Annotated in this window: 17 protein-coding genes; 3 read left to right on the forward strand and 14 right to left on the reverse strand. The window is 62.2% G+C overall.

Features of this window, described 5'->3' with window-relative positions:
- Positions 1–136: 136 nt before the first annotated feature.
- From ABN482_RS04395 to ABN482_RS04415, 5 genes are all read right to left on the reverse strand, one after another.
- Positions 137–802 carry an alpha/beta hydrolase gene (locus tag ABN482_RS04395; protein WP_349502845.1) on the reverse strand — a complete coding sequence of 222 codons (666 nt, stop codon included), beginning with the start codon at positions 800–802 and terminating at the stop codon, positions 137–139.
- Between the two features lie 217 nt (positions 803–1,019).
- The gene (locus ABN482_RS04400) at positions 1,020–2,627 is read right to left on the reverse strand and encodes a DHA2 family efflux MFS transporter permease subunit (protein WP_349502846.1); all 1,608 of its coding nucleotides are present in this window, start codon (positions 2,625–2,627) and stop codon (positions 1,020–1,022) included.
- Positions 2,624–3,799, reverse strand: a complete 1,176-nt coding sequence (locus ABN482_RS04405; protein WP_349502847.1) for an EmrA/EmrK family multidrug efflux transporter periplasmic adaptor subunit — start codon at positions 3,797–3,799, stop codon at positions 2,624–2,626. The genes ABN482_RS04400 and ABN482_RS04405 overlap by 4 nt, the downstream gene beginning before the upstream one ends.
- Before the next feature lie 46 nt (positions 3,800–3,845).
- Positions 3,846–5,258 (reverse strand): efflux transporter outer membrane subunit, encoded by a 1,413-nt coding sequence (locus tag ABN482_RS04410; protein WP_349502848.1) that lies wholly within the window; start codon positions 5,256–5,258, stop codon positions 3,846–3,848.
- Positions 5,259–5,370: 112 nt separating this feature from the next.
- Positions 5,371–5,865, reverse strand: coding sequence for a MarR family winged helix-turn-helix transcriptional regulator (locus tag ABN482_RS04415; protein WP_502877235.1), 495 nt, complete (start codon positions 5,863–5,865; stop codon positions 5,371–5,373).
- Between the two features lie 156 nt (positions 5,866–6,021).
- On the opposite strand from ABN482_RS04415, the gene ABN482_RS04420 reads away from it, so the two are divergent.
- Together ABN482_RS04420 and ABN482_RS16465 are read left to right on the forward strand one after the other, a co-directional pair.
- A complete protein-coding gene (locus ABN482_RS04420) occupies positions 6,022–7,080 on the forward strand; it encodes a 2,3-butanediol dehydrogenase (RefSeq protein ID WP_143859236.1) in 1,059 nt (352 codons plus the stop codon).
- Positions 7,081–7,667: 587 nt separating this feature from the next.
- Complete coding sequence (locus ABN482_RS16465) at positions 7,668–8,390, forward strand: HNH endonuclease (protein ID WP_502877234.1); 723 nt, start codon at positions 7,668–7,670, stop codon at positions 8,388–8,390.
- 187 nt (positions 8,391–8,577) lie between these two features.
- On the opposite strand, the gene ABN482_RS04425 is transcribed toward ABN482_RS16465, so the two are convergent.
- From ABN482_RS04425 to ABN482_RS04465, 9 genes are all read right to left on the reverse strand, one after another.
- On the reverse strand, positions 8,578–10,701 hold the full coding sequence (locus tag ABN482_RS04425; RefSeq protein WP_349502850.1) for a hypothetical protein: 2,124 nt from the start codon (positions 10,699–10,701) through the stop codon (positions 8,578–8,580).
- A gap of 1,472 nt (positions 10,702–12,173) precedes the next feature.
- Entirely contained in the window at positions 12,174–13,376 is a 1,203-nt protein-coding gene (locus ABN482_RS04430) for a cyanate transporter (protein WP_349502851.1), read from the reverse strand.
- A 5-nt stretch (positions 13,377–13,381) separates the two neighbouring features.
- Positions 13,382–13,717 carry a nucleoside deaminase gene (locus ABN482_RS04435; protein ID WP_349502852.1) on the reverse strand — a complete coding sequence of 112 codons (336 nt, stop codon included), beginning with the start codon at positions 13,715–13,717 and terminating at the stop codon, positions 13,382–13,384.
- A 10-nt stretch (positions 13,718–13,727) separates the two neighbouring features.
- The gene (locus ABN482_RS04440) at positions 13,728–14,381 is read right to left on the reverse strand and encodes an ankyrin repeat domain-containing protein (protein WP_349502853.1); all 654 of its coding nucleotides are present in this window, start codon (positions 14,379–14,381) and stop codon (positions 13,728–13,730) included.
- Positions 14,382–14,453: 72 nt separating this feature from the next.
- Positions 14,454–14,939, reverse strand: coding sequence for a GlcG/HbpS family heme-binding protein (locus ABN482_RS04445; RefSeq protein ID WP_349502854.1), 486 nt, complete (start codon positions 14,937–14,939; stop codon positions 14,454–14,456).
- Positions 14,940–15,030: 91 nt separating this feature from the next.
- Entirely contained in the window at positions 15,031–15,639 is a 609-nt protein-coding gene (locus ABN482_RS04450; protein ID WP_349502855.1) for a response regulator transcription factor, read from the reverse strand.
- Positions 15,636–17,186: a sensor histidine kinase gene (locus tag ABN482_RS04455; RefSeq protein ID WP_349502856.1), complete on the reverse strand. Its 1,551-nt coding sequence runs from the start codon at positions 17,184–17,186 to the stop codon at positions 15,636–15,638. The genes ABN482_RS04450 and ABN482_RS04455 overlap by 4 nt, the downstream gene beginning before the upstream one ends.
- The gene (gene ssb / locus ABN482_RS04460; RefSeq protein WP_349502857.1) at positions 17,167–17,691 is read right to left on the reverse strand and encodes a single-stranded DNA-binding protein; all 525 of its coding nucleotides are present in this window, start codon (positions 17,689–17,691) and stop codon (positions 17,167–17,169) included. The genes ABN482_RS04455 and ssb overlap by 20 nt, the downstream gene beginning before the upstream one ends.
- Before the next feature lie 207 nt (positions 17,692–17,898).
- Positions 17,899–19,080 (reverse strand): MFS transporter, encoded by a 1,182-nt coding sequence (locus ABN482_RS04465; RefSeq protein ID WP_349502858.1) that lies wholly within the window; start codon positions 19,078–19,080, stop codon positions 17,899–17,901.
- Positions 19,081–19,166: 86 nt separating this feature from the next.
- Here ABN482_RS04465 and ABN482_RS04470 point away from each other — a divergent pair.
- The coding region (locus ABN482_RS04470; protein ID WP_349502859.1) for an excinuclease ABC subunit UvrA at positions 19,167–22,117 on the forward strand (2,951 nt) is incomplete at its 3' end.

The following is a 22,117-nucleotide window of genomic DNA, read 5'->3' on the forward strand; positions in this document are numbered from 1 at the left end:
AAAACCGGATGGGGGCGACGCACGGTCAGCACGTCGTGCAAGAATTATATTGTGACCCAAGTAACGACCTGCCACCATCAGGGAAATACCTACATGTCCCTGTTTTTTAAGTGCTTGCATTTTCAGGGACCGAACGTTAGAAAACAGCCTCCTGCAGATGTCGTACCAGCAATGAGCGCAGCACCGGCAAACACCCTGTGAAGAAATGACCCACCCCCGGCACCACCACAACAGGATGCCCTTCTGGCCGGGCCCAGGCCAGTACAGCATCGAGCGGTACCTGACGGTCCTGCTCGCCATGCACCACCAGCGTATCGGGCAAACCATCGGGCGTTTCGTACGAACGCCCCGCTTCCACGGTGCCGAACGGCATGCCTGCCAGAAAGGTGCGCCATGCCGGCGTGCCCGCATCCGCCAGACGCCGTGCCAACCGCGCCTGCACGAACGCGCCGAAGGAAAAGCCCACCAGCACCACGGGCAATCCGGGCATCTCGGCCTGCAGCAGTTGCAGCACGGCCCACATATCATCGGTTTCACCCTGGCCGGCATCATGTACACCGGCACTGCGTCCCACGCCACGAAAATTGGGCCGCACGGCCAGCCAGCCAGCGTCGCGCAAGGTGTGTGCCAGAAATTGCGGGATCTTGTGCCGGGCGTCTCCCCCCATCAGGGGCTGAGGGTGCGCCACCAGCGCCAGCCCCCGGATCGGACCGGATGGCGCATCAAAGAACGCCTCGATGGGGCCAACCGGCCCCGGCAACAACTGTGCGCCGCCCTGCTGCCACGACCATGCTGCCGTCATCGCAACTGCTCCCCGCTGCGCTGCCAATCCAGCCGTGTCGTTGCCGGACGATTGGAGGAATGATTCATTGGGCTGTGACCTGATCTAAACAAAGGAAGCCTTCATTCTAAACATGGCGGCGGCCACAGCGGGTCAGACTCTGCAGACCAGGTGGACTTATGCCCTGTCACGCCAGGCTCGAACACCGGCAGCGAACCCGCCCCGCAAGCAGTCTCCGTCAATGCGCCCCGCCGGCTGCCTCCGCCGCACCGCCCGCCGGCCCAGAGCGATTAGGTCGTGCCAGCCAGACCAGTGCCGTCAGCAACACGAAGATCACGGCCGACGCGTGAAAGATATCCAGCGCCGACAGCGTGAAGGCCTGTGTATTGAGCAATCCGTCGATATAGCTCAGCGCCCGTGCCGGGTCCAGCGTCTGTCGCAGGGTCTCGAAGGCACTGTCGAAACCGGGGCTGCCGGGATGGGCCACCTCGCTCAGGCGGGCATGATGGAAGGCCGCCCGGTCATCCCACAGCGTGGTCGTGATCGAGGTGCCAAAGGCCCCTGCCGTCAGCCGCGCGAAATTGGACAACCCCGAGGCAGCCGGAATCCGCGCCGGATCAAGGCCGGACAGGCTGATGGCGGTCAGCGGCACGAAAAACGCAGCCATCGCGATCCCCTGGATCACCGTCGGCACGATCAGCGTCGCCATATCGGCCTGGGTATTGAAGCCCGAGCGCATATAGGACACCAGCGCAAAGACCAGGAACGCGAACGTCACCAGGCGACGCGGGTCCTGGCTGGCCAGCAGGCGTCCGACCACCGGCGTGAGCAGAATGGCGAACAACCCGACCGGTGCCGTCACCCAGCCCGCATCGGTCGCGGTATAGCCCATGAAGCGCTGCAACCACAAAGGCATCAGCACCACATTCGCAAAGAACACCCCGTAGGCCACCGCCAGCGTCAGCACTCCGATGGTGAAATTGCGCCCCAGGAACAGCCTCAAGTCTACGATGGGATGGGCCTCGGTCAGTTCCCAGATGAGGAAGAACACGAACGCCACCACCGACACCACGGCCAGCGTCACGATCACAGGGCTGGAGAACCAGTCCAGTTCCTGCCCCTTGTCGAGCATGACCTGCAACGCGCCGACCCAGACCACCAGCAACGCCAGCCCCATGCGATCGATCGGGATGTAGCGCGTGGGCGATTCACGATCCTTGTAGATGCGCCAACTGAACCAGGCTGCGAGCAGCCCCACCGGCACGTTGATGTAGAAGATCCAGGGCCAGGTGTAGGTATCCGAAATCCAGCCGCCCAGCAACGGGCCGGCCACCGGGGCTACCAGGGTGGTCATGGCCCAGATCGCCAGCGCCATGCCCGATTTTTCGCGAGGAAAACTGGCCAGCATCAGGGTCTGGGACAGCGGGATCATCGGCCCGGCCACCGCCCCCTGCAGGACCCGGAACACGACCAGCGCCTCCAGCGATGACGCAAAGCCGCACAGCCACGAGGTCAGCACGAACAGCAGCGTGGACATCAGGAACAGCCGCACCTGCCCGAAGCGCTGTGTCAGCCAGCCCGTCAGTGGCACGGTAATGGCATTGGCCACGCCGAACGACGTGATCACCCAGGTGCCCTGGCTGCTGCTGACCCCCAGGTCGCCCGCAATGGTCGGGATCGAGACATTGGCGATGGACGTATCCAGCACGTTCATGAACACCGCCGTCGACAATGCGATCGAGCCGATGATGCGGGCCGCCCCCTCAAGCGGCGGATGAGGCACCGGCGCGGCAGCCGGAGCCGCGCCGGTTGCCGCATCCTGCCGTTCGGCAGTCGTGCCGCTCATGACGCCAGGTTCTCGCGGATGATGGTGTCGATCAGCGCATCGGCCACGCCCTGGTCCAGAGTCAGGGCATCGGTCTGCAAACCTGCCACGGCAGGGACCGCGTGGCCTTCATCGCCCACGTCCACTTCCACCGTCATCGACAGGCCGATCCGCAGCGGATGCTCGGCCAGCTCGGTCGGGTCCAGCCGGATGCGCACCGGTACGCGCTGCACCACCTTGATCCAGTTGCCGGTGGCATTTTGCGCCGGCAGCAACGCAAACGCACTGCCGGTACCGGCATCCAGACCGCTCACCACGCCGTGATAGCGCACGCGGTCGCCATGCAGATCGGACACCAGCGTCACCGGCTGGCCGACACGCATATTGCGCAACTGGTTTTCCTTGAAATTGGCCTCGACCCAGAGCTGATCCAGCGCCACCACGCTCATCAACGCCGCCCCCGGTGCCACCCGCTGGCCGACCTGGACACTGCGACGCGCCACCATGCCATCGACCGGTGCAGGCAAGGCCGTCCGCTCACGCGCCAGCCAGGCCTCGCGCAACTGTGCGGCGGCCCGCTGCACATCCGGATGATGTGCCACATCGGTGCCACGCGTCAGCGCCTGGTTGGTTTCCAGCATGGCCTGGGCGGCTTCCAGCGCTGCCTGCGCCTGAGCGGCCTGCGACTGCGCCGAGCGCAGCGCAGTCTGCGCATGCTGCAGTTCTTCGCCGCTGACACCACCAGTGCGTGCCAGCTTCTGGCGTCGATCCAGATCAGTCCGTGCTCGGGCCAGATCCGCCTGTACCCGCTGCAGGTCAGCTTCGCGCGCCGACACATCGGCCTGCAGGGCCTCATTCTGAACATAGCGCGTGCGCGTCTGGCGCACCGCCTGCGCCAGTTGTGCCCGCGCCTGCGCCAGCGCCGCCTCGGCATCGGCCGGGTCGAGTTGCACCAGCGGCTGGCCGGCCTTCACCCACTCGGTATCGTCGGCAGCAATAGCCACCACCGTACCGGCCACCTGGGGCGTGATCTGCACCAGATTGCCATGTACATAGGCATCGTCCGTGGACTCGAAATGCGAACTGTAGATCCACCACCACAGGCCATAGCCCACGGCCAGCAGCACAAAAACGGTGGTCGCCAGCAACAGCAGCCGACGACGCGAAGCGGGAACGGAAATTTTTGAAGTCATGATCAATACACTATCCAGATATCTTTGAAAGCAGGGCTGGCCCGCATCAGAAAGCAGTCTGCGCGGGCTCGGCATAGCCGCCACCCAGCGCCGTCATCAGGCCGGCATCGAGCTTCCAGGCACGCGCCGCCAGCGCAGTATCACGGCGCGTCTGCTCCAGCACGCCGGCCTGGGCCGACAGCACTGTCAGGTAATCACCCAGGCCAGCGGCATAGCGGTCGCGTGCCAGCGTATAGGCCGCATCCAGAGCCAGCCGGGCATCGCGCTGATGCCGGGCTTCGTCGGCCACCAGCCGCAGGCTGTCAAGCGCATCGGCGACTTCGCGCACGCCCCCCAGCACGGCCTGGTTGTAGCCCGCCACGGCCTCGTCACGCTGCGCCCGCCGGGCGTCCAGGTCGGCATTCAGGCGTCCACCCTCGAACAGCGGCAGACTGATGGCGGGCGTCACCCCGGCCATGCGGCTGCCCTGGTCGAACAGCGTGGCGGTATTGAGTGTCAGCAAGCCGACAAACGCAGCCAGACTCACATTGGGATAGAACGCCGCCTTGGCCGTCTGTACCTCGGCCCCCGCCGCCTCGGCCTGCCAGCGCGCCGCCACGATGTCTGGGCGCCGCCCCAGCAACGCCAGCGGCACCTCGGCGGGCCGCGCCTGCGCCGGCATCTGCAGAGTCGCCGGCTCAAGCGACAACGCTGTATCCGGCCCGGCCCCCTGCAAGGCCGCCAACTGGTGTCGGAAGCGGGCAATGTCGTTTTCAACCTGGCTGGCCTGCACGCGCACTTCCGCACGCTGCGCCTCGGCCTGCCGCACCTCGACCTGTGTATCCAGCCCGGCCTCGTAACGGGCCTGCGTCAGGCTCAGCACATCATCGGCCCGCGCCAGTGACTGTGCCAGGACATGCTGCTGCGCCCAGGCATTCTGCAGATCGGCATAGCCCTGCACCACCGCCAGCACCAGCACATTGCGCGCCCACTGCACATTGGCCTGCGCCGCTTCTGCGCTGGACCGGGCGGCATCCAGGCCGCTGCGGTACTTGCCCCACAGGTCCAGCTCGTAGCGGGCATCCAGCGCCAGACGCGCATCACTGCCCACGGAGCCGCCCAGCGGTTCGGGATAGACATAATGCTCGCTGTAGTGCTGGCGCGTGAGCGTGCCATTGGCATCGACTGTCGGCAGCAATGCAGCTCCCGCCCGCCCGACGGCAGCCTGTGCCTGACGCAGGCGTGCTTCGGCCGCCACCATATCGGGGCTACCCGCCAGGGCCGCCTCGACCAGCCGGTCAAGCTGCGCATCGCCATAGCGCTGCCACCAGCGGGCAGCGGGCCATTCCATGGCCGTAGCGGCAGCATGCAACCCCACCGCCTGCGGCGCGATCGGCTGCACCTCGGGCACGCCATCGCGCATGGGCGCACATCCTGCCAGCACCGCAGCGCTGACAATAGAGACAATCAAACGATTCATTCTGACAATAAGCTTAAAAACATTGCCTGATCTGTATCTGCCTAGGCAGCAAAAAAGATCAAAAAAGCGCAGGCAAATTGCCTGCGCACCGATTGCGCCGACTGGCGCGCGTTCACGCTCGCGGTTGCGCGCCGTTGACCAGCATGCGTTGCAGGTATGCCCGCAATGCCGTCACTTCCTCAGCCTTGAAATCACGCAAGTGATGATCCAGCATCCGGCCCAGCACGGCCGGACACTGCGCCGCCACCTCGCGGCCCGCATCCGTCAGCTCCAGCCGCACCACGCGCCGGTCGTCCTGGCTGCGCTCCCGGCGCAGCAAACCCTTGCCTTCGAGCCGGTCGAGCGTGCGGGTCATGGCACCGGTATCCACATCCAGCACCCGGGCCAGTTCTGCCGCCGTATCGGCCTTGCCGCTGTAGACCATCATCAGCGGACGCCACTGCATCGCCGTCAGATCCAGCGGCACCATGTCGCGCTCGATGGTGCGGCTCATGGACACCAGCACGCACTTGATCAGGAAGCCGATACTGTCCTCGGACGTGCAACTGACCGGGTCACGCAGGGAATGCGCCAGGGCGCGGGAATTGGAACGCTTCATGGGCTGGATTATTGACTGCCTAGGCAATCATTGTCAAGGCAGATGCCATATCCCTGACTTACACACTCTGTTACCATCATCCTAATAGGTCGCCGCCCTCCGGCTACCCCGCCCCTCGATGGCAGCGGCCGATTCAGATCATCAACCCCTGAACAGGAGTGCCCCATGAAAGCAGCCCGCTGGCACAAGGCCCGAGACATCCGCATCGAAGACATCCCCGAACCCACCGTCGGCCCCGGCCAGGTCAAGATCAAGGTCGCTTGGACCGGCATCTGTGGCAGCGACCTGCACGAATACGTGGCCGGCCCGATTTTCGTGCCCGTCGGCACACCGCACCCGATCAGCCAGGACGTGGCCCCCATCGTGCTGGGCCATGAATTCTCCGGCGAAGTCACCGCCATCGGCGAAGGCGTCACCCGCGTCAAACCCGGCGACCGCGTAGTGGTCGAACCCATCCTCTCCTGCGGCCACTGCGACGCCTGCAACCACGGCAAGTACAACCTGTGTGACCAGTTGGGCTTTCACGGCCTGTCGGGCGGCGGCGGCGGCTTCTCCAGCTACACCGTAGTCAAGGAACGCATGGTGCACCGCATGCCCGAAGGCCTGTCGTTCGAGCAGGGTGCCCTGGTCGAGCCTGCCGCCGTGGCACTGCACGCCGTGCGCCTGAGCACCCTCAAGGCCGGCGGCACCGCGGCCGTGTTCGGTGCCGGCCCCATCGGCCTGTTGCTGGTCGAAGCCCTGCGCGCCGCCGGTGCCGCCGCCATCCACGTGGTCGAAATCTCGCCAGAACGCGCCGCCAAGGCCCGCGAACTGGGTGCCACCACCACCATCAATCCGCTGGAACAGGACCCGGTCGCCCGCATCCGCGAACTCACCCCCGGCGGCGTGGACGTGGCCTTCGAAGTGACGGGCGTCTCCAAGGTGCTGCAACAGTGCGTGGACTCGACCCGCTACGAGGGTGAAACCATCGTGGTTTCGATCTGGGAAGGCGAAGCCGCACTGCACCCCAACGCCATCGTGCTGAAAGAACGCACCATGAAGGGCACGATCGCCTACCGGGATATTTTCCCGGCAGTGATGGACCTGATGACGCGTGGCTTCTTCCAGGCAGATCGGCTGGTGACCAAGCGAATCGGACTGGAGGATATTGTGGCGGAGGGGTTTGAGACGCTGGTGAAGGAGAAGCAGCAGGTGAAGATTCTGGTCAAGCCTGTGGGGGCGTGATTGGTTAGCTGAGTATGGCTGCGGGGGCTTGGGCTCTCGTGGCTATTGGGATGGCGGCTGTCGGCCAGAAGCGGCCTGTAGCCGCGAATGACAGCGGCCGCTCGACGTAACCGGCGCCTGGCGGGCATGGGGCCTCTGCCGGCGGAGCGGCTATCTCCTCTACTTCCAGAATCAGACGGGGTCCTTTTACGTAGGGAGACGTCATTCGCAAACACCAGCGGCGAAGTGATTTAGAGAAGTTATCGCAGCTTGCTCGCCTCAAGGGCGAGGCTAGAAGGATTTCGGCAGGCGGCCGCTCTGGCATAGATGCATTAGTCGAGTTAACCATTTTCGGGACATATATCGTTCCGATCGACTTCCTCACTTTCCCCCAGTGACCAGACAGAAGTTTCTGTGTAGTATTAGGTAACACTAACCTTTAGAGTACGCCTATGGAACCCCCGTCTATCACTCAGTTCTTCGCCAGTGAGTTGGGGGCCCCCTTGGCAAATCCTCGCTGGAGCTGGGGTAGCTGGCATGAGGCCACCAATCGCATCTTTCTCAGAGTGTGGGCACATGACCACATACAGGCCCAAGACCAGGTACGAATGGTTCGGCTGCTCAGAGAAGACTGGACAAGGACTTCCGCCGGCCATAACGAAAGAGCGCGACACATAGAAGGCATTAGGTCGGGGGCTGAGGCTTTCGGAGTCATTGCCACTGCAGCACCAAGAGGCGCTGGGCATATTCGCATTCAATCCTATGATTTCCGATCATTAGTCAGGCTTGAAGCTCTCGTTCATTGGGAGAAAGACCCGACGAGCGTATTCGCGCTGATTGGCCCCAAGGTGCCAGTCACCAAAATTGGCACTCAAACACGCTCCGTTGGCGGGGAAGCTGCCGACATTGCGGAATTGATAGCCCGGCGGGACCTGGAAAAGAGACCAACCCGCCGTCGCGCCCTCATTGATGCGCGCTTGGGTCAAGGAAAATTCCGGCGCCAACTGTTGGCCAAATGGGACAACGCTTGTGCAGTCACCGGCGCTAGCGTGCAAGAGGCGCTGCGAGCATCTCATATAAAGCCGTGGGTAAGAAGTACCGACCAACAACGACTAGACCCAAACAACGGACTGCCATTAGTGGGAACCTTAGATGCCCTTTTTGATCGTGGCCTGATCAGCTTTGACAATAGTGGCCGAATGCTTATAAGTGATAGGGTCCAAAAAAATCAAAGACAGATCCTGCATTTGCGTGGCCAATTACGGCTCGCGCTTAATGAAAAACAGGTCGATTTTCTCGCATTCCATCGAAATGAGTGCTTCCGAGGGTAGCGATGAGAGCGTACGCGCAACAAGCGCGGCGCGACCGAAGTTATGTATGCAGAGCTTGCCTATAGTCGGGTGTGCAATGTTGTCAGCGACCGCTCGCGGCCTTTTGCAGACATTGCCGGAATATTTAGTGGAATCCACTTCCCGCGAATTGGCCGTGAAGATAGGAGCTACTGGTATAGCTGAATTGCTACTCGAAACTTCCCAGTTCCTTTTCTTTGAGGCGCTCAAGTGCTCGCAAGAAGGGCGCGTTGTTTTCTCCCGGCGGAAGCATCGGGTCAGTGATACCTCGCATCGCCGCAATAAGTGGCGAAGTTTCTTCGACCTGCCAAGCCGGAATGAACTCCAAGTGTGAGAGCTTGATCCCTAACTCGAAGTTCTCGCGAGTCATCTCGATACCCAGCGACGCTGGGTTGAACGCAACCGGTATCAGGAAGACGAATCCAGCACGGCGAAAATGGGCTTGCAGGACTTCCAAGTTACGACTGGACGAGGGCGTCATATCATGCATTCGGTAGGCCATGGCAAACAGGCGATTGCCCGCTGCTGCAGCCTTCATATACGACTCGCTGATGCCAATTGCCACTCGATAGTCGAATGGGCTGTCACGTCGAATGCCGGTAATGACGGTGACACTCAACCATCCGTCCCGGTTCGTCTCGCCAACCTTCTTGCGCCACCCACGAAAAATCTTCTTACCCGCGTCAAAGTTCTCGAATGCCAGGGCCATCACCGGTGGCACCACCTCCCCAGGGGCCTGCGGCAGCGTTACGCCCGTCCCTTTCCACATGGCCTTGTCCCATAGCGGAAGGATGATGGGAGACATAACCCTTATGTCACGATGCAGCACCGCATCCGCACCGAAGAGGTGCTCTGGTGGCTGGTCTACGGAGACAGTGGAATCTTTCTCAGGGGGATGAGCAACGGGTGTGGTCGCCACCATAGCCGGGATCCATGCCTTTTCGCGAACGAGCGAATATTCAGCAAGAGTACCGTCCTGCACCCAATCTTCTGCGCGCCCTGCCGGTGAGTTACCAAGAATATTCGTGACGGGGATAATAGAGCGAGCGACGTGATATGCACGATCTTGAGCACGATACTTCGCAAACATCTCCTCTAAGTTCTGTTGTCCTACGCCAAGTTGCATCTCGTAGGTTACACGCGCGAACAGCTTAATCATTGGCTCTTCGAAATTTTCGCCAACCAGATCCGCGGCTAACGAAACAGGATGGGTAACGATGAGCGTTGTCTCGCCGCAGTCGTCCTCAACATGGCGATGAGTGAAGGGCGGCTTTGCCGACTCTGACTGCCGCACCTCGATGACCAGCCGCTCCCTGGGTGATAGCAACCTCCTAGTGCGTACTGCCGTGGAGTAAAACGCCTCAAGAAATCCGATGATACTTTCGCCAAGTAATGCTGATGTGACTCCACCACGGGCGACGACCTCTACTAGGCAACCTAGAATAACCGTCGTCATGATCGTGGTACCGAAATGCCATTCCGGCTGCTTCGGAAGATCTTGCCCTGCAGGAGCGGCAAGCCACTTGCTGGCAAACTGGTTCAGGTCGTCATCTGCCACACCATATTCGGCTCGCACCTTGTCCTCATGCCCGAGCATGAAGAGGGATGCGGCGCGTGACATCTCCAGACCCATCGTGGACAAAAGGTCTGGAAGTCGCGTCAGCGATACCCAATCCTCATGCGCAGTGCGTAGAATTAAAATCCCTAGGACTCGATCGATGGCTTGTACTTCTTGCTCGAGCTCCTTGGTCTCTTCCTCAGTCAGGCTTAACGCGACCAAGATAGGCCCAAACCACTTTACCCAGGCGAGCACGTAGGGAACGCGACCCAGTTGCAGTTCCAGCCATGCCAGCTTTTTCAGAAGCGGCAAGGCGCGGCGGTCGATGGCTCCTTCTTTAAACCACGAGTATAAGCAACGATCCAGGGCGGACACCAGGTTCGCCCTTGCCGCATAGAGTAATCCTGCCGATTCGTATGCCAAGCCTGTGCCGCACAGGGCGGCAATAAACTCGTCGCGGCTGTCCTCCTGCGCAAGAAGTATCTGCGCTTGGGCCAGGTCGTCAATCGCGTTATACGCCTTCTTCCACTCAAGCTTTTGCAGACCACGCTGAAGCCGCAACTCTCCAGCGGCACGGTTGCCATTTCTCTCGCGCTCAATTTCGATTACCGCGTCCAGCAGTTCGTCATACCCCAGTGAGTCGCCGATGACCTTCGCCAGCTCTCGCACAATGCGAACGATGGGCTCGATGGGGAACTCAATCTGCCTGCGCACCTTGCCGAGGACCTGGCGCATGGCGGCCAGGGTGGGTGTAGGTCGCGCTTTTCTTGCATGGCAGCGAAGATATCCATCTGCAGCAACTGGGTCTGCGCCCAAAGCGAACTTGTCTCTTTTGAATTGTCATTGGCATGTCGCTGAAGTGCGTCGCGTAAGGCGCTGGTTCGAGCTTTGTCCGGGGCCTTTCCTGCTTGGAGGGCAAACCACAGGTTGACGAGGTAGTCAATATCCCAAATCCAATCCGAGGGAAGCACTTCGGGTGCAAGCAGGTCGTAGATTCGCGCAGCCTCATCCGGGTCATTGAACCACCACAGCGCAGTCCACGCCTTCTGGTACCAGATGCGCTGTCGTTGCCTGCTGCCGGTCATACGTGCAAGACGCTCTGCGCGTTCGAAGCGGCCATCGATCTCATGCCGCGGCCTTTCAAGGCCCCGTGCGAGCAGTGCGGACTGCAAGCTCACTTCGACCAATTCGAGCGTAACGACGGACGCAGATGCCGCCTCGATTTTTTTGTCCAGCGCCTCAAGGTCGCGCAGCCTGCCAGCATCCAGGGGCCCCGGAGTAGAGACAACCTTGCTCGAGAGTTCGAACTGGAGAGTCTCGGCCACAATATCCCACCGTCGGTGCCGAACAACCTTCTCGACTATCCAGCTACGGTCAAGGATACGCACCTGCACGCCAAATTCAGTCGTAAAGGCGTCCTCCGTCTCAGCCCGATCCTTGTCCTTGATGGACTGGTTCGAGATGAAGTAAATGAGCGCGTACGGGCGGCCGGTCGCCACGATTTTCGCAACGTCAGAGCGAGCCTTCGGCTTCCAGGCGGCCTTGGCACTCACGGCAAAGCCCCAGCGCTGATCGGCCGAGGCTGGATTGCCCTCATGCCAGAGCGTTGCAATCGCTTGCGCGACTGGATATGTCTCAGTGTCGACCTTGCTGTCACCACCGCCTGTAGGCCCGGTTTGAGGGATCAAATTGGGGCACAGCTCCTTTTCAGCCAGCACGCGCGCGAAGTTCTCGAACGCGGTCTCCTCCTTGCGGCTCGTGAGTGTGTTGAGATGAAACTCAAACTGCCGCCGATCCATCTCGCTGACTTCAAGATGCAACGTGTCGGAGTACAACTGTGGACGTCGAGCTCGCATGAACTCCCTGTAGCTTTGGTCGTTGTTTTCCTTGTCCATGGGAGCCTTTAAAGAGTGCACGTTTTTGGCGCGCGAAAACAGGAAAAATCCTTAGTTAGACCAAGGCCTGTTGCATATTTTCGATGGGGCCAACGTCCACTTTGATCCGGTAACAGCCATTCTAGCCCGTTGAAATGAACGGCAGCAAAGGCCGACGACTTACCCGTGAGCTGTCGGCGGGAACGACAGTTGCACTCAGTTTGTTGCCGTTGAGCGCACAGCGAGCCGACCGGCCGCTCGGGGTCGAAAGCAGCCTCCCCCCTTACCAGTCTTCAACCCTAAAAGAGCCTCAAATCCAATCAGCAGACACTCTCATCGAGCCACCCCAGGCAACCCGATAGCCCGCGCATACCCCCCAGGCCCAAGCCGCCAGGACAGGCACATCACCAGCAGCGCGCACCCCAGGTGCCACAGCCAGCCTGCCAGATAGCTTCCGGTTCCTTCATGCAGCACTGCCACCCACCACGGAGCCATCGCCGCCAGCATGAATCCCCCGCCCTGCATGAGCGCAGCCAGCATACCCGCCTGAACAGGATCAGGCAGATGCTCCAGGGCAAGAATCAGGAAAAAGGCAAAGCATCCGCCCAGGCCAACGCCCAACAACACGACCCACACCATGGGTATCAAGTCAGGCCAGGCAGCCAGCCCCATGAATCCGATGACCTGCAACGCAAGCGTGAGCCCCATCCATGGTCGCCGATCCACGCCCGTTCGGGCAAGCATGGGTAGCAACAGCGCCGCCAAGGCCTGCCCGACTGCCAATACAGCCAGCAATTCCCCACTTGATGCCGCGCTCCAGCCACGGGCCTGAAAGGCCGGGGCCAGCCACGCGACCGCCGAGGAATACCCGCCATTGACCAGGCCGAAGCAAAGCATCAGCAGCCACGTTCTGGGGCGTTTGAGCAACACACCAATAGGCAGCCGAACCGGGCCATTCGGAGCCACCCTGTCTGGTGGCAAGAACAGGCCCGACAGACACACCGCGAGGGCAGCAGGAAGGGCAAAGCAGGCCAGGCCTGCCGTCCAGCTTCCTGTAGCGTCGTACACCATGGGGGCCACTACGGCACCCATGGCACCACCGCCCATCAGCAAGGCAGAGTAGAGCCCCATGACGGGCCCTACATGGCGCGGGAACTCCCGTTTCACCATGCCCGGAAAAATGATCTGCACGACGGCCACCCCCAGGCCGATCACAGCAGCCGTTGCAATCAACGCGGCGGATGTCGATACAAACAAGCGCCAGACACATCCCAGGCAGATCAGGAGCAATGCGCTCACGACGGCACGACGATCCCACCCTTTTCCCTGAAAAACCGAGCTGGAGAACGCCAGCAACCCCATGACGAACATCGGCAGCAGGGTCAGCAATGCCAAACCCTGCAGCCCCAATCCAGTATCTGCCTGGATGCTGGCAGCCAACGGCCCGACACTGGTCATGAAGGGCCGCAGATTGAGCCCGACAACCATAATGGTCAGCAACAGCATGACCCGTGTCACGACTGGTTTACTGTGCATTGGACTCAATGTCCGATATGTTGCTGGTGCTGCCAATCGGCATACATGCTCTCCCGACCTGCAAGGCGCATGGCCCCCATGCACATCGGGCACGGCTGGCCGCTGGCATACATGATGCAACCCTCGAGATTGGCTGAACCCAGCGTCTGACTTGCCCGACGGATCGCCAGCATTTCGGCATGCGCGGTGGGGTCATGGGATTGGACGATTTCATTGGCGGCTTTGGCAATCACCTTGCCGTCCTTGACCAGTACCGCGCCAAACGGCCGCCCCCCGCCTTCCAGATTCGCGTGGGCCAACTCCATGGCGCAGGCAAGAAACCCTCGCGCTTGTTCCATCATCACACCTCCCCTATTTTGCGGGTCGCGCACCGGCCGCCAGCAAACGCTGCTCGATGGCACGATAACCTTTTGAAGAGGCGTGCTCCAGCGGCGTCACGCCATCATGGTCGGCAAGATTCGGATCTGCTCCGGCCTGCAGAAGCAGATCCACGATCTGCCGATGCGAATCACCGCCGTGCCCCAGGATGATCGCCTCGAGCAATGCCGTCCAGCCAAGGTTGTTGACATGATCCACGGCCACACCCGCGTCTATCAAGGTGCGAACCGTTTCGACATGGCCGCGCTCAGCCGCCGGAATCAACGCTGTCCCGCCATACCGGTTCGTGCTCGCAAGATCGGCACCAGAGACCAGTGTCAGGCGCAGAATCTCCAGATGCCCACGTGCTCCGGCGTACAGGTAGGGGCTGTCGTCAATACGGTTTTTTGCATTCACGTCTGCCCCCGCCCGGATCAGCATGTCTGCCACGCGGATATTGTTTTCCTGCGTGGCTACCATCAGTGCCGTGGAACCTGTTTCATCGCGCTGCTCGATCGATGCGCCCGCAGCGAGAGAGCGGGCGACCGCCTCTACATCATCTCGGGCGGCAGCGACATGCAAGCCGGTATTCTCCATCTGTGTTTTACCTATCACCTGGGGCGTGACCGACAGCATTGCAAGAAGCATGACCATCACAAGTCGCATGCGTACACCTTTCCCGAATCTGATCACACTGAATGCTGTCGCGCACCCGTTGCATTATTCAGCGCCAATGGCCTTGAGTCCGGCAGCAGCGCAGGCGGCATCGATGTCACCCGACGGTGCGCCCCCCACCCCGATACCCGCCACCAACGCCTGATCAAACCGAATCGGCAAGCCTCCCGCCTGGATCACCATGCGCGTATCCATATCGCGCAATCCGTCATTGGCAGGCTTGGATGCGATGAACTCGGCCAGGCCTGCCGTATCGCGCCCCATGGCCGCCGCCGTAAATGCCTTGCCCTCGGCACTGCTCGCGGTATGGGGGCCGGCATTGTCGGCCTTGAGCAGTACCTTGACACCACCGTCACGACCTACGACAGCGACGCTGACGTTGTGATTGTCGACCGCACAGGCCAGCAATGCCTGGCGAGCAGCTTCCGTGGCCATTTCCAAAGGCAGATAGGGTGCGCTGGGCAATGTTGCAGCCACCGACGACATTGCAGGGGCAAGCAGCAGCGAGGCAAAAAAAGCTTTCCGAATCATGGTGGTTCCTTTCCTGGTTGAACGTGCAGACAGGCTAACATCCGTCGCCCCGCTCACCCATTCGTAGCGCTCACCAACATTCTCCGTATATCTACGGAGATGGCTGTCCCTCCAGCCAGATACGGGTCATTTCAGCCTGGGAGGTCGTTCCCAGCTTGGCACCGATGGCAGCCCGGTGGCTTTCCACTGTGCGGGGCGAGACCTCCAGTGCATCCGCAATCTGCCGGGTCGTGAAACCTTGCACCACATGTCCCAGGACTTCATTTTCCCTGGGTGTCAGCGAAACCAGCAAATCTCTTATTTCAGTCTTCTCGGCAGCAAGCTTTTCGCGGCGATCCAGTATTGCCTGCCCTTTTTGTACGGCATCGATCAGGTCCTGCTCATCGATGGGTTTTGACAGGAAATCCACCGCGCCGTTTCTGAACGCCTGCCGGCAGGCCTCGATATTGCCATGCCCTGAAATAATGATCGTCGGCCAGTCAATGCCGGCAGCCAGCAATTGCTCCTGCAACTTCAGACCCGACACGACCGGCATGCGAATATCCAGAATCAGGCAACCGGGTTCCAGCCGGGAAGCCAGATCAAGGAACATGCCCGAATCGGCAAAACTGCTGACATTGACGTCCACGGTAGACAGCAGCAGGCACAGTGCCTGACGGACAGCGTCATCATCATCGACCAGATAAACCGGGTGTGTCACGATTTGACCTCCGTGGGTGTCGGTTGACGCGGCAAGACGACTCGAAAAACGGCACCCTGCGTGCTGCCGACCAGACCAATCTCGCCACCGGCACTCTCGACCAGCCGCTGGCTCAGTGCCAGCCCAAGTCCCATGCCGCCTGCGCGGGTCGTGGCAAAGGGAGTGAACAGTTTTGAACGCACTTCATCCGATATGCCGGCCCCGTTGTCAGACACTTCAAACACGACGCGCTCGCCATCACCAGCCAATGCCAGCACAACCCGCCCTTCCGGGCCCTGATCCGCCACGGCTTCAATGGCATTGCGCACCAGGTTGAACATGACCTGTTCCATTTCGACCGGATCTGCCCTGACAAATGCCGGAACGGGCAATGTGCGGCACTCAACCTTGACATTGCATGCTGCAGCCTGCGGCGCAAGTAACGCCCTGACGTTTTCGAGGGCCTCTCGCACATCGAAGACAATCGAAGGCGTACGCTGGGGATTCGACCACTGGCGAAATCGTTCCAGAATGGCTGAGGCGCGTCGCGCCTGTGTCACCGTGTCATTCAGGACCGTCGCCAGCATCTCGCTTTGGCCCTTGTCCAATATCCGCCTGCTGGCCTGCGCCTGTGCCAGAATGGCAGTCAAAGGCTGCGTCAACTCATGGGTCAGCCCACTGGCCATCTCTCCCAGGGTATTCACGCGGGAAGCATGTGCCAGGCGGGACTCCAGGGCACTCAGGCGCGCCTGTGTCATGGCCGCACGCACACTCCCCCGTTGCCGCCAGGCGATCACGGCCACCAGATACAGCACACTCACACTCGACAGCACCAACACCGTGGGCCATGGAGGCAACAAATCAGCCCACGAAACGGTATAGCCAACCGTCAAAACCAGGGGCTGAGACGTGTTGGCAATCGTTTTCTTGAACTGTAATACAGCAGGAACCTGAGCCTCACCGACAAGCACATGGCCGTCAGGCAAAGACAACTGCAGCATGACGTTCGGCATTGACCAGAAAGGTGCCGCTTCGGCAATCAGCGCACGCGCATCGACAGCCAGCATCAAGCCGTAAAGGGCGGCATCCGTATTGGGGCTGCGCTTAATCATGACATAGTGATCTGCATGGTCCGCATCGGCCATCAATACCACCTGGCCTGTGGATGCGTGCGCTGCCGCCCGTATCTGCTGCGCTTCTGCGGAAGGCAGCGACTTGAGTCCTGTGCCCCTGACATCAGAGTCAAGCGGCACAAGCTGGATATCATCGATACGCGGGTAGAACCGCTCAATCGATTGCGCCACTTCCAGAAACAGGTCGTGCTTGCTGTCGGTGGCTGCCGATGCAATGGCTGACAGTGCCGTCAGGTGTGCATCATGCTGACTGACACGCTGCGACACCAGCCGATGCAATAGTGTCCCTTCCTGCTCCAGTTCACTGGCCAGATCCCGGTATTGCCACGCAGCCAACATGCCTACGGCCACTGCCAGAACGACACACCACAGCAAAACCAGAGGCAGCAGCCTGCGCAGGCAGGCAAGGCGTTCTTTAGAACGGAATATCGTCATCCATATCCGCCAGGCTGGCCGCTCCGCCCCCGGCAGGTGCTGACGGTGCCGCAGCCGGCGCAGGCCGCTGCGCGGGTGCCGGACGGCTGCGCGGTGCCGGTGCGCTGTCGCCATAGCCGCCATCATCGTAGCCGCCACCGCTGCCACCGCCACTATTGCCACCGCCCTCACGCCCGCCCAACATCTGCATCTGGTCGGCCACGATTTCGGTCGCGTAACGATCCTGGCCGGTGTCCTTGTCCTGCCACTTGCGGGTCTTGAGGCGACCTTCCACGTACACCGAGCGGCCCTTGCGCAGGTACTCGCCGGCGATCTCGGCCAGGCGGTTGTAGAACACCACGCGGTGCCATTCGGTTTCTTCGCGGCGCTCGCCGCTGTTCTTGTCTTTCCACTGCGAGGAGGTCGCGATGGTCACGTTGCAGATGGCAGCGCCATCCGGGGTATAGCGGATCTCGGGATCGCGTCCCAGGTTGCCGACGATGATGACTTTATTGACCGATGCCATGCCGATCTCCCTTCCAAATTCAGGCAATTGAACAATGCCGCATTATCGACGATCCCGCAGGGTTCGCCAGCCACAATGCGTAAATAAGTCGCACCACAAAACCCGTTCCGCCCGCGACGATGCGGCAGACGGGCCTTGCGGATACAACGGATCGCCGCGCCAGCGGCCCAAACCGGCGATGCCGCTTTCAAGTGCTCGGCGCGACCTTTATGCCACCCGGCGCGGCACCCGCGCCAGGACCAACCAGACCAGTGCCAGTCCGCTACAGGACCAGAATACCGCTGCACTGCCCGACGCGGCCAGCAGGCGACCGCCCAGCAGCCCCCCCAGGAACAGGCCCAGTGCCTGCGCGGTATTGTAGATGCCCAGCGCCAGCCCTTTCAGCTCGGGCGGTGCCAGGCGCGATACCAGCGAAGGCTGCAGCGCCTCCAGGATATTGAAGGCCACAAAGAACACCATCAGCGCCGTTACCAGCGCCGCAAAATGCGCGCCGGCCAGTGCCATGCCGGCGCAGGCCAGCACCAGCACCAGCACGGCCAGGCGCAGCATCTCGGGCTGGCGGCCACGCTTTTCGGCAACGATGATGGAAGGCACCATGCCGGCGAACGACACCAGGATCACCGGCAGGTAGACTTTCCACAGTTCGGATGCCGCCAGTTCGCCATAGCGGACCAGCAGGCCCGGCACGGCCACGAACAGCGCCACCTGGATCAGGTGCAGCACGAATACGCCCAGATTGAGCCGCAACAGGCCGCCATGGCGGAACACGCCGCCCACGGCCCCCTGCACGGCAGGCGTCATCTGGCGCGGCACCACCGGCACCCGGAAGGCCGCCACCAGCAGCGAAGCCACGCCCAGCACGGCGATCAGCCAGAACAGGCCCGACAGGCCAGCCCATCCCACCACCAGCGGTGCCAGCACCAGAGAAATCGAAAACGACATGCCGATCGACATGCCGACCAGTGCCATGGCGCGGGTGCGCACCTCGTCGCGGGTGGCATCGGCCAGCCAGGCAGTGATGGCGGCGGAAATCGCGCCTGCGCCCTGGATGGCACGACCCAGCGTGATCCAGAACAGATCGTCGGCCAGCGCACAGACCACGCTGCCGACGATGAACAGCAGCAACCCGGCCAGCACCACCGGCTTGCGCCCCCAGCGGTCGGAAGCCAGCCCGAAGGGAATCTGCATGACAGCCTGGGTCAGGCCATAGATGCCCAGCGCCAGCCCGACGCGAGCCGGGTCGTTGCCGCCCGGCAGGCCGTGCACCGCCACCGCGAACACCGGAAACAGCAAAAACAGGCCCAGCATGCGACAGGCATACAGGCTGGCCAGCGCCACGCTGATCCGACGCTCGGCGGGCGTCATGGTATTGGCTTGGGGAGTCGGCATGAATCTAGTCTGAAGGTTTACCCCGCAAAAACCGGGGCAGCTTGCTATAGTACCAAGTTACCCCTAAAAAACGCCACAGGCGGTCTATGCAAGCCATCAGAATCCGGGGTGCTCGCACCCACAACCTGAAGAACCTGACGCTGGACCTGCCGCGCCACAAGCTGGTCGTGCTGACCGGCCTGTCCGGCTCGGGCAAGTCTTCGCTGGCCTTCGACACGCTCTACGCCGAGGGGCAGCGCCGCTATGTGGAAAGCCTGTCGGCCTACGCGCGCCAGTTCCTGCAACTGATGGACAAGCCCGACGTGGACCTGATCGAAGGGCTGTCGCCGGCCATCGCCATCGAGCAGAAAAGCGCCGGCCACAATCCTCGCTCGACCGTCGGCACCATTACCGAGATCCACGACTACCTGCGCCTGCTCTATGCGCGGGTCGGCACGCCCTACTGCCCCGACCACCACCTGCCACTGTCGGCGCAAAGCGTGAGCCAGATTACCGATGCCATCCTGGCCTGGCCCGAGGGCACCCGCCTGGCGCTCCTGGCACCGCTGGCGCGCGGTCGCAAAGGCAGCTTCGAGAACGACATCGCCGGCCTGCAGGCGCAGGGTTACGTGCGCCTGCGGATCGATGGCACGATGACCGAGATCGACAGCCTGCCGCCGCTCGACTCCTCCACCCGCCACGATGTGGACGTGGTGATCGACCGCCTGCGCGTGCGCCCCGACAGCCGCCAGCGACTGGCCGAGAGCATCGAGACGGCGCTGGCCCTGGCCGATGGCCGCATCATTGCGCTCGACCTCGACAGCGAGCGCGAGCACCTGTTCTCCAGCCGCTACGCCTGCCCGGCCTGCAGCTACAGCCTGTCCGAGCTGGAGCCGCGCCTGTTCAGCTTCAACAACCCGGCGGGTGCCTGCCCCTGCTGCGACGGCATGGGCGTGGTGGACTATTTCGATCCGGGCAAGGTGGTGGCGTTTCCCGAACTGAGCCTGCCGGCCGGCGCGATCCGCGGCTGGGACCGCCGCAACGCCTTTGCCCACACCATGCTGATGAGCCTGGCACGGCACTACGGCTTTGATCTGGATCTGCCGTTCGGCGAGCTGCCGGAGGCGGTACGGCAGGTCATCCTGCACGGTTCGGGTGACGAAGAAATCGAATTCACCTACCTGGGCGACAAGGGTCGCCATCAGGTCAAGCGCCATGTCTTTGAAGGCATCCTGCCCAATCTGGCGCGACGCTGGCTGGAGACCGATTCCGGTACGGTGCGTGAGGAACTGTCCAAATACCGCAGCACCCGCGCCTGCCCCGAATGCCACGGCTCGCGCCTGCGCCGCGAGGCGCGGCACGTGCTGCTGGGCAGCGCAGTCGCCGATACCACGCCAGATGCTATCCAGGCGACAGCGCCGGCATCTGCCGCAAACTCGACACCGACGCCAGCCGCAGCAACCGATCCCGCTACCGGCCACCACCACGGAGAGGTGCCCACACGCCCGCACGGCAGCATGGCGATCTACGAGGTCGAGGCCCTGCCGCTGTCCGACTGCCTGGTCTGGTTCGAGCAGCTCAGTCTGGGCGGTGCACGCCAGGAAGTCGCCAGCCGCATCGTCCAGGAAATCGCCGCGCGGCTGCGTTTTCTCAACGATGTGGGGTTGAACTACCTGTCGCTGGACCGCAGTGCCGACACTATCTCGGGCGGCGAGGCACAGCGCATCCGGCTGGCCAGCCAGATCGGCTCGGGCCTGACCGGGGTCATGTATGTGCTGGATGAACCCTCCATCGGCCTGCACCAGCGCGACAACGACCGCCTGATCGCCACGCTGCGACACCTGCGCGATCTGGGCAACAGCGTGATCGTGGTCGAGCACGACGAAGACATGGTGCGCGCCGCCGACTGGGTGGTCGATATGGGCCCCGGCGCGGGCGAGCATGGCGGGCAGGTCATCGCTGCCGGTACGCCGGCGCAGATCGAAGCCGATCCGGCATCGATTACCGGCCAGTATCTGAGCGGCACCCGCAAGATCGCCGTGCCCAAGCGTCGCCCTGTTGACCCAGCCACATTGCCCGATGCGGCGCAGTGTCCTGCCGTACTCACCGCCCCCGGCGACCAGGGCGATCCGCAGATCCAGCCTGCGCTGGCCGAAGGCTGGCTGTCGCTGACCGGCTGCAGCGGCAACAATCTGCGCAACGTGGATCTGCACCTGCCCATCGGACGCATGATCTGCGTGACCGGCGTGTCAGGCTCGGGCAAGTCCACGCTGGTCAACGACACGCTGGCCGCAATTGCCGCCCGCGAACTGCAGCGGGCACACAGTGTGCCTGCGCCCTTTACCGCCATCCACGGACTGACGCAATTTGACAAAGTCATTGACATCGACCAGAGCCCGATCGGCCGCACGCCGCGCAGCAACCCGGCCACCTATACCGGCCTGTTCACGCCGATCCGCGAGCTGTTCGCCGGCGTACCCGAGGCACGCGTGCGCGGCTACGATCCTGGGCGTTTTTCCTTCAACGTCAAGGGCGGGCGCTGCGAGGCCTGCCAGGGCGACGGCGTCATCAAGGTGGAAATGCATTTCCTGCCCGACATGTACGTGCCCTGCGATGTCTGCCATGGTCTGCGCTACAACCGCGAGACCCTGGAAATCCGCTATCGCGGCCGCAACATCAGCGAAGTGCTGGACCTGACGGTGGAACAGGCACTGGAGTATTTCTCGGCCGTCCCGGCGGTGGCCCGCAAGCTGCAGACCCTGGCCGACGTAGGCCTGTCCTACCTGCGGCTGGGCCAGAGCGCCACCACGCTGTCGGGCGGCGAGGCGCAACGCGTCAAGCTGTCGCTGGAGCTGTCACGCCGCAGCACCGGCCGCACGCTATTCATCCTGGATGAACCGACCACCGGCCTGCACTTTCACGATATCGAGTTGCTGCTCGGCGTACTCAACCAATTGGTCGAGGCGGGCAATACCGTGGTGATCATCGAACACAACCTCGATGTGATCAAGACGGCCGACTGGCTGGTGGACATGGGACCGGAAGGCGGCGGTGGCGG

The sequence above is a fragment of the Corticimicrobacter sp. genome (genome assembly GCF_040137905.1).
In the GTDB taxonomy this organism is placed as follows: domain Bacteria; phylum Pseudomonadota; class Gammaproteobacteria; order Burkholderiales; family Burkholderiaceae_B; genus Corticimicrobacter.

Excerpts from the sequence above, each read along its gene's own strand:
- ABN482_RS04440 (WP_349502853.1), bottom strand. The coding sequence starts at position 14,381 with ATGCTTCTTGCAATGCTGTCGGTCACGCCCCAGGTGATAGGTAAAACA.
- ssb (WP_349502857.1), bottom strand. The coding sequence starts at position 17,691 with ATGGCATCGGTCAATAAAGTCATCATCGTCGGCAACCTGGGACGCGAT.
- ABN482_RS04400 (WP_349502846.1), bottom strand. The coding sequence starts at position 2,627 with ATGAGCGGCACGACTGCCGAACGGCAGGATGCGGCAACCGGCGCGGCT.
- ABN482_RS04435 (WP_349502852.1), bottom strand. The coding sequence starts at position 13,717 with ATGATGGAACAAGCGCGAGGGTTTCTTGCCTGCGCCATGGAGTTGGCC.
- ABN482_RS04405 (WP_349502847.1), bottom strand. The coding sequence starts at position 3,799 with ATGACTTCAAAAATTTCCGTTCCCGCTTCGCGTCGTCGGCTGCTGTTG.
- ABN482_RS04465 (WP_349502858.1), bottom strand. The coding sequence starts at position 19,080 with ATGCCGACTCCCCAAGCCAATACCATGACGCCCGCCGAGCGTCGGATC.
- ABN482_RS04420 (WP_143859236.1), top strand. The coding sequence starts at position 6,022 with ATGAAAGCAGCCCGCTGGCACAAGGCCCGAGACATCCGCATCGAAGAC.
- ABN482_RS04430 (WP_349502851.1), bottom strand. The coding sequence starts at position 13,376 with ATGCACAGTAAACCAGTCGTGACACGGGTCATGCTGTTGCTGACCATT.
- ABN482_RS04445 (WP_349502854.1), bottom strand. The coding sequence starts at position 14,939 with ATGATTCGGAAAGCTTTTTTTGCCTCGCTGCTGCTTGCCCCTGCAATG.
- ABN482_RS04395 (WP_349502845.1), bottom strand. The coding sequence starts at position 802 with ATGACGGCAGCATGGTCGTGGCAGCAGGGCGGCGCACAGTTGTTGCCG.
- ABN482_RS04410 (WP_349502848.1), bottom strand. The coding sequence starts at position 5,258 with ATGAATCGTTTGATTGTCTCTATTGTCAGCGCTGCGGTGCTGGCAGGA.
- ABN482_RS04425 (WP_349502850.1), bottom strand. The coding sequence starts at position 10,701 with ATGCGCCAGGTCCTCGGCAAGGTGCGCAGGCAGATTGAGTTCCCCATC.
- ABN482_RS16465 (WP_502877234.1), top strand. The coding sequence starts at position 7,668 with ATGGTTCGGCTGCTCAGAGAAGACTGGACAAGGACTTCCGCCGGCCAT.
- ABN482_RS04455 (WP_349502856.1), bottom strand. The coding sequence starts at position 17,186 with ATGACGATATTCCGTTCTAAAGAACGCCTTGCCTGCCTGCGCAGGCTG.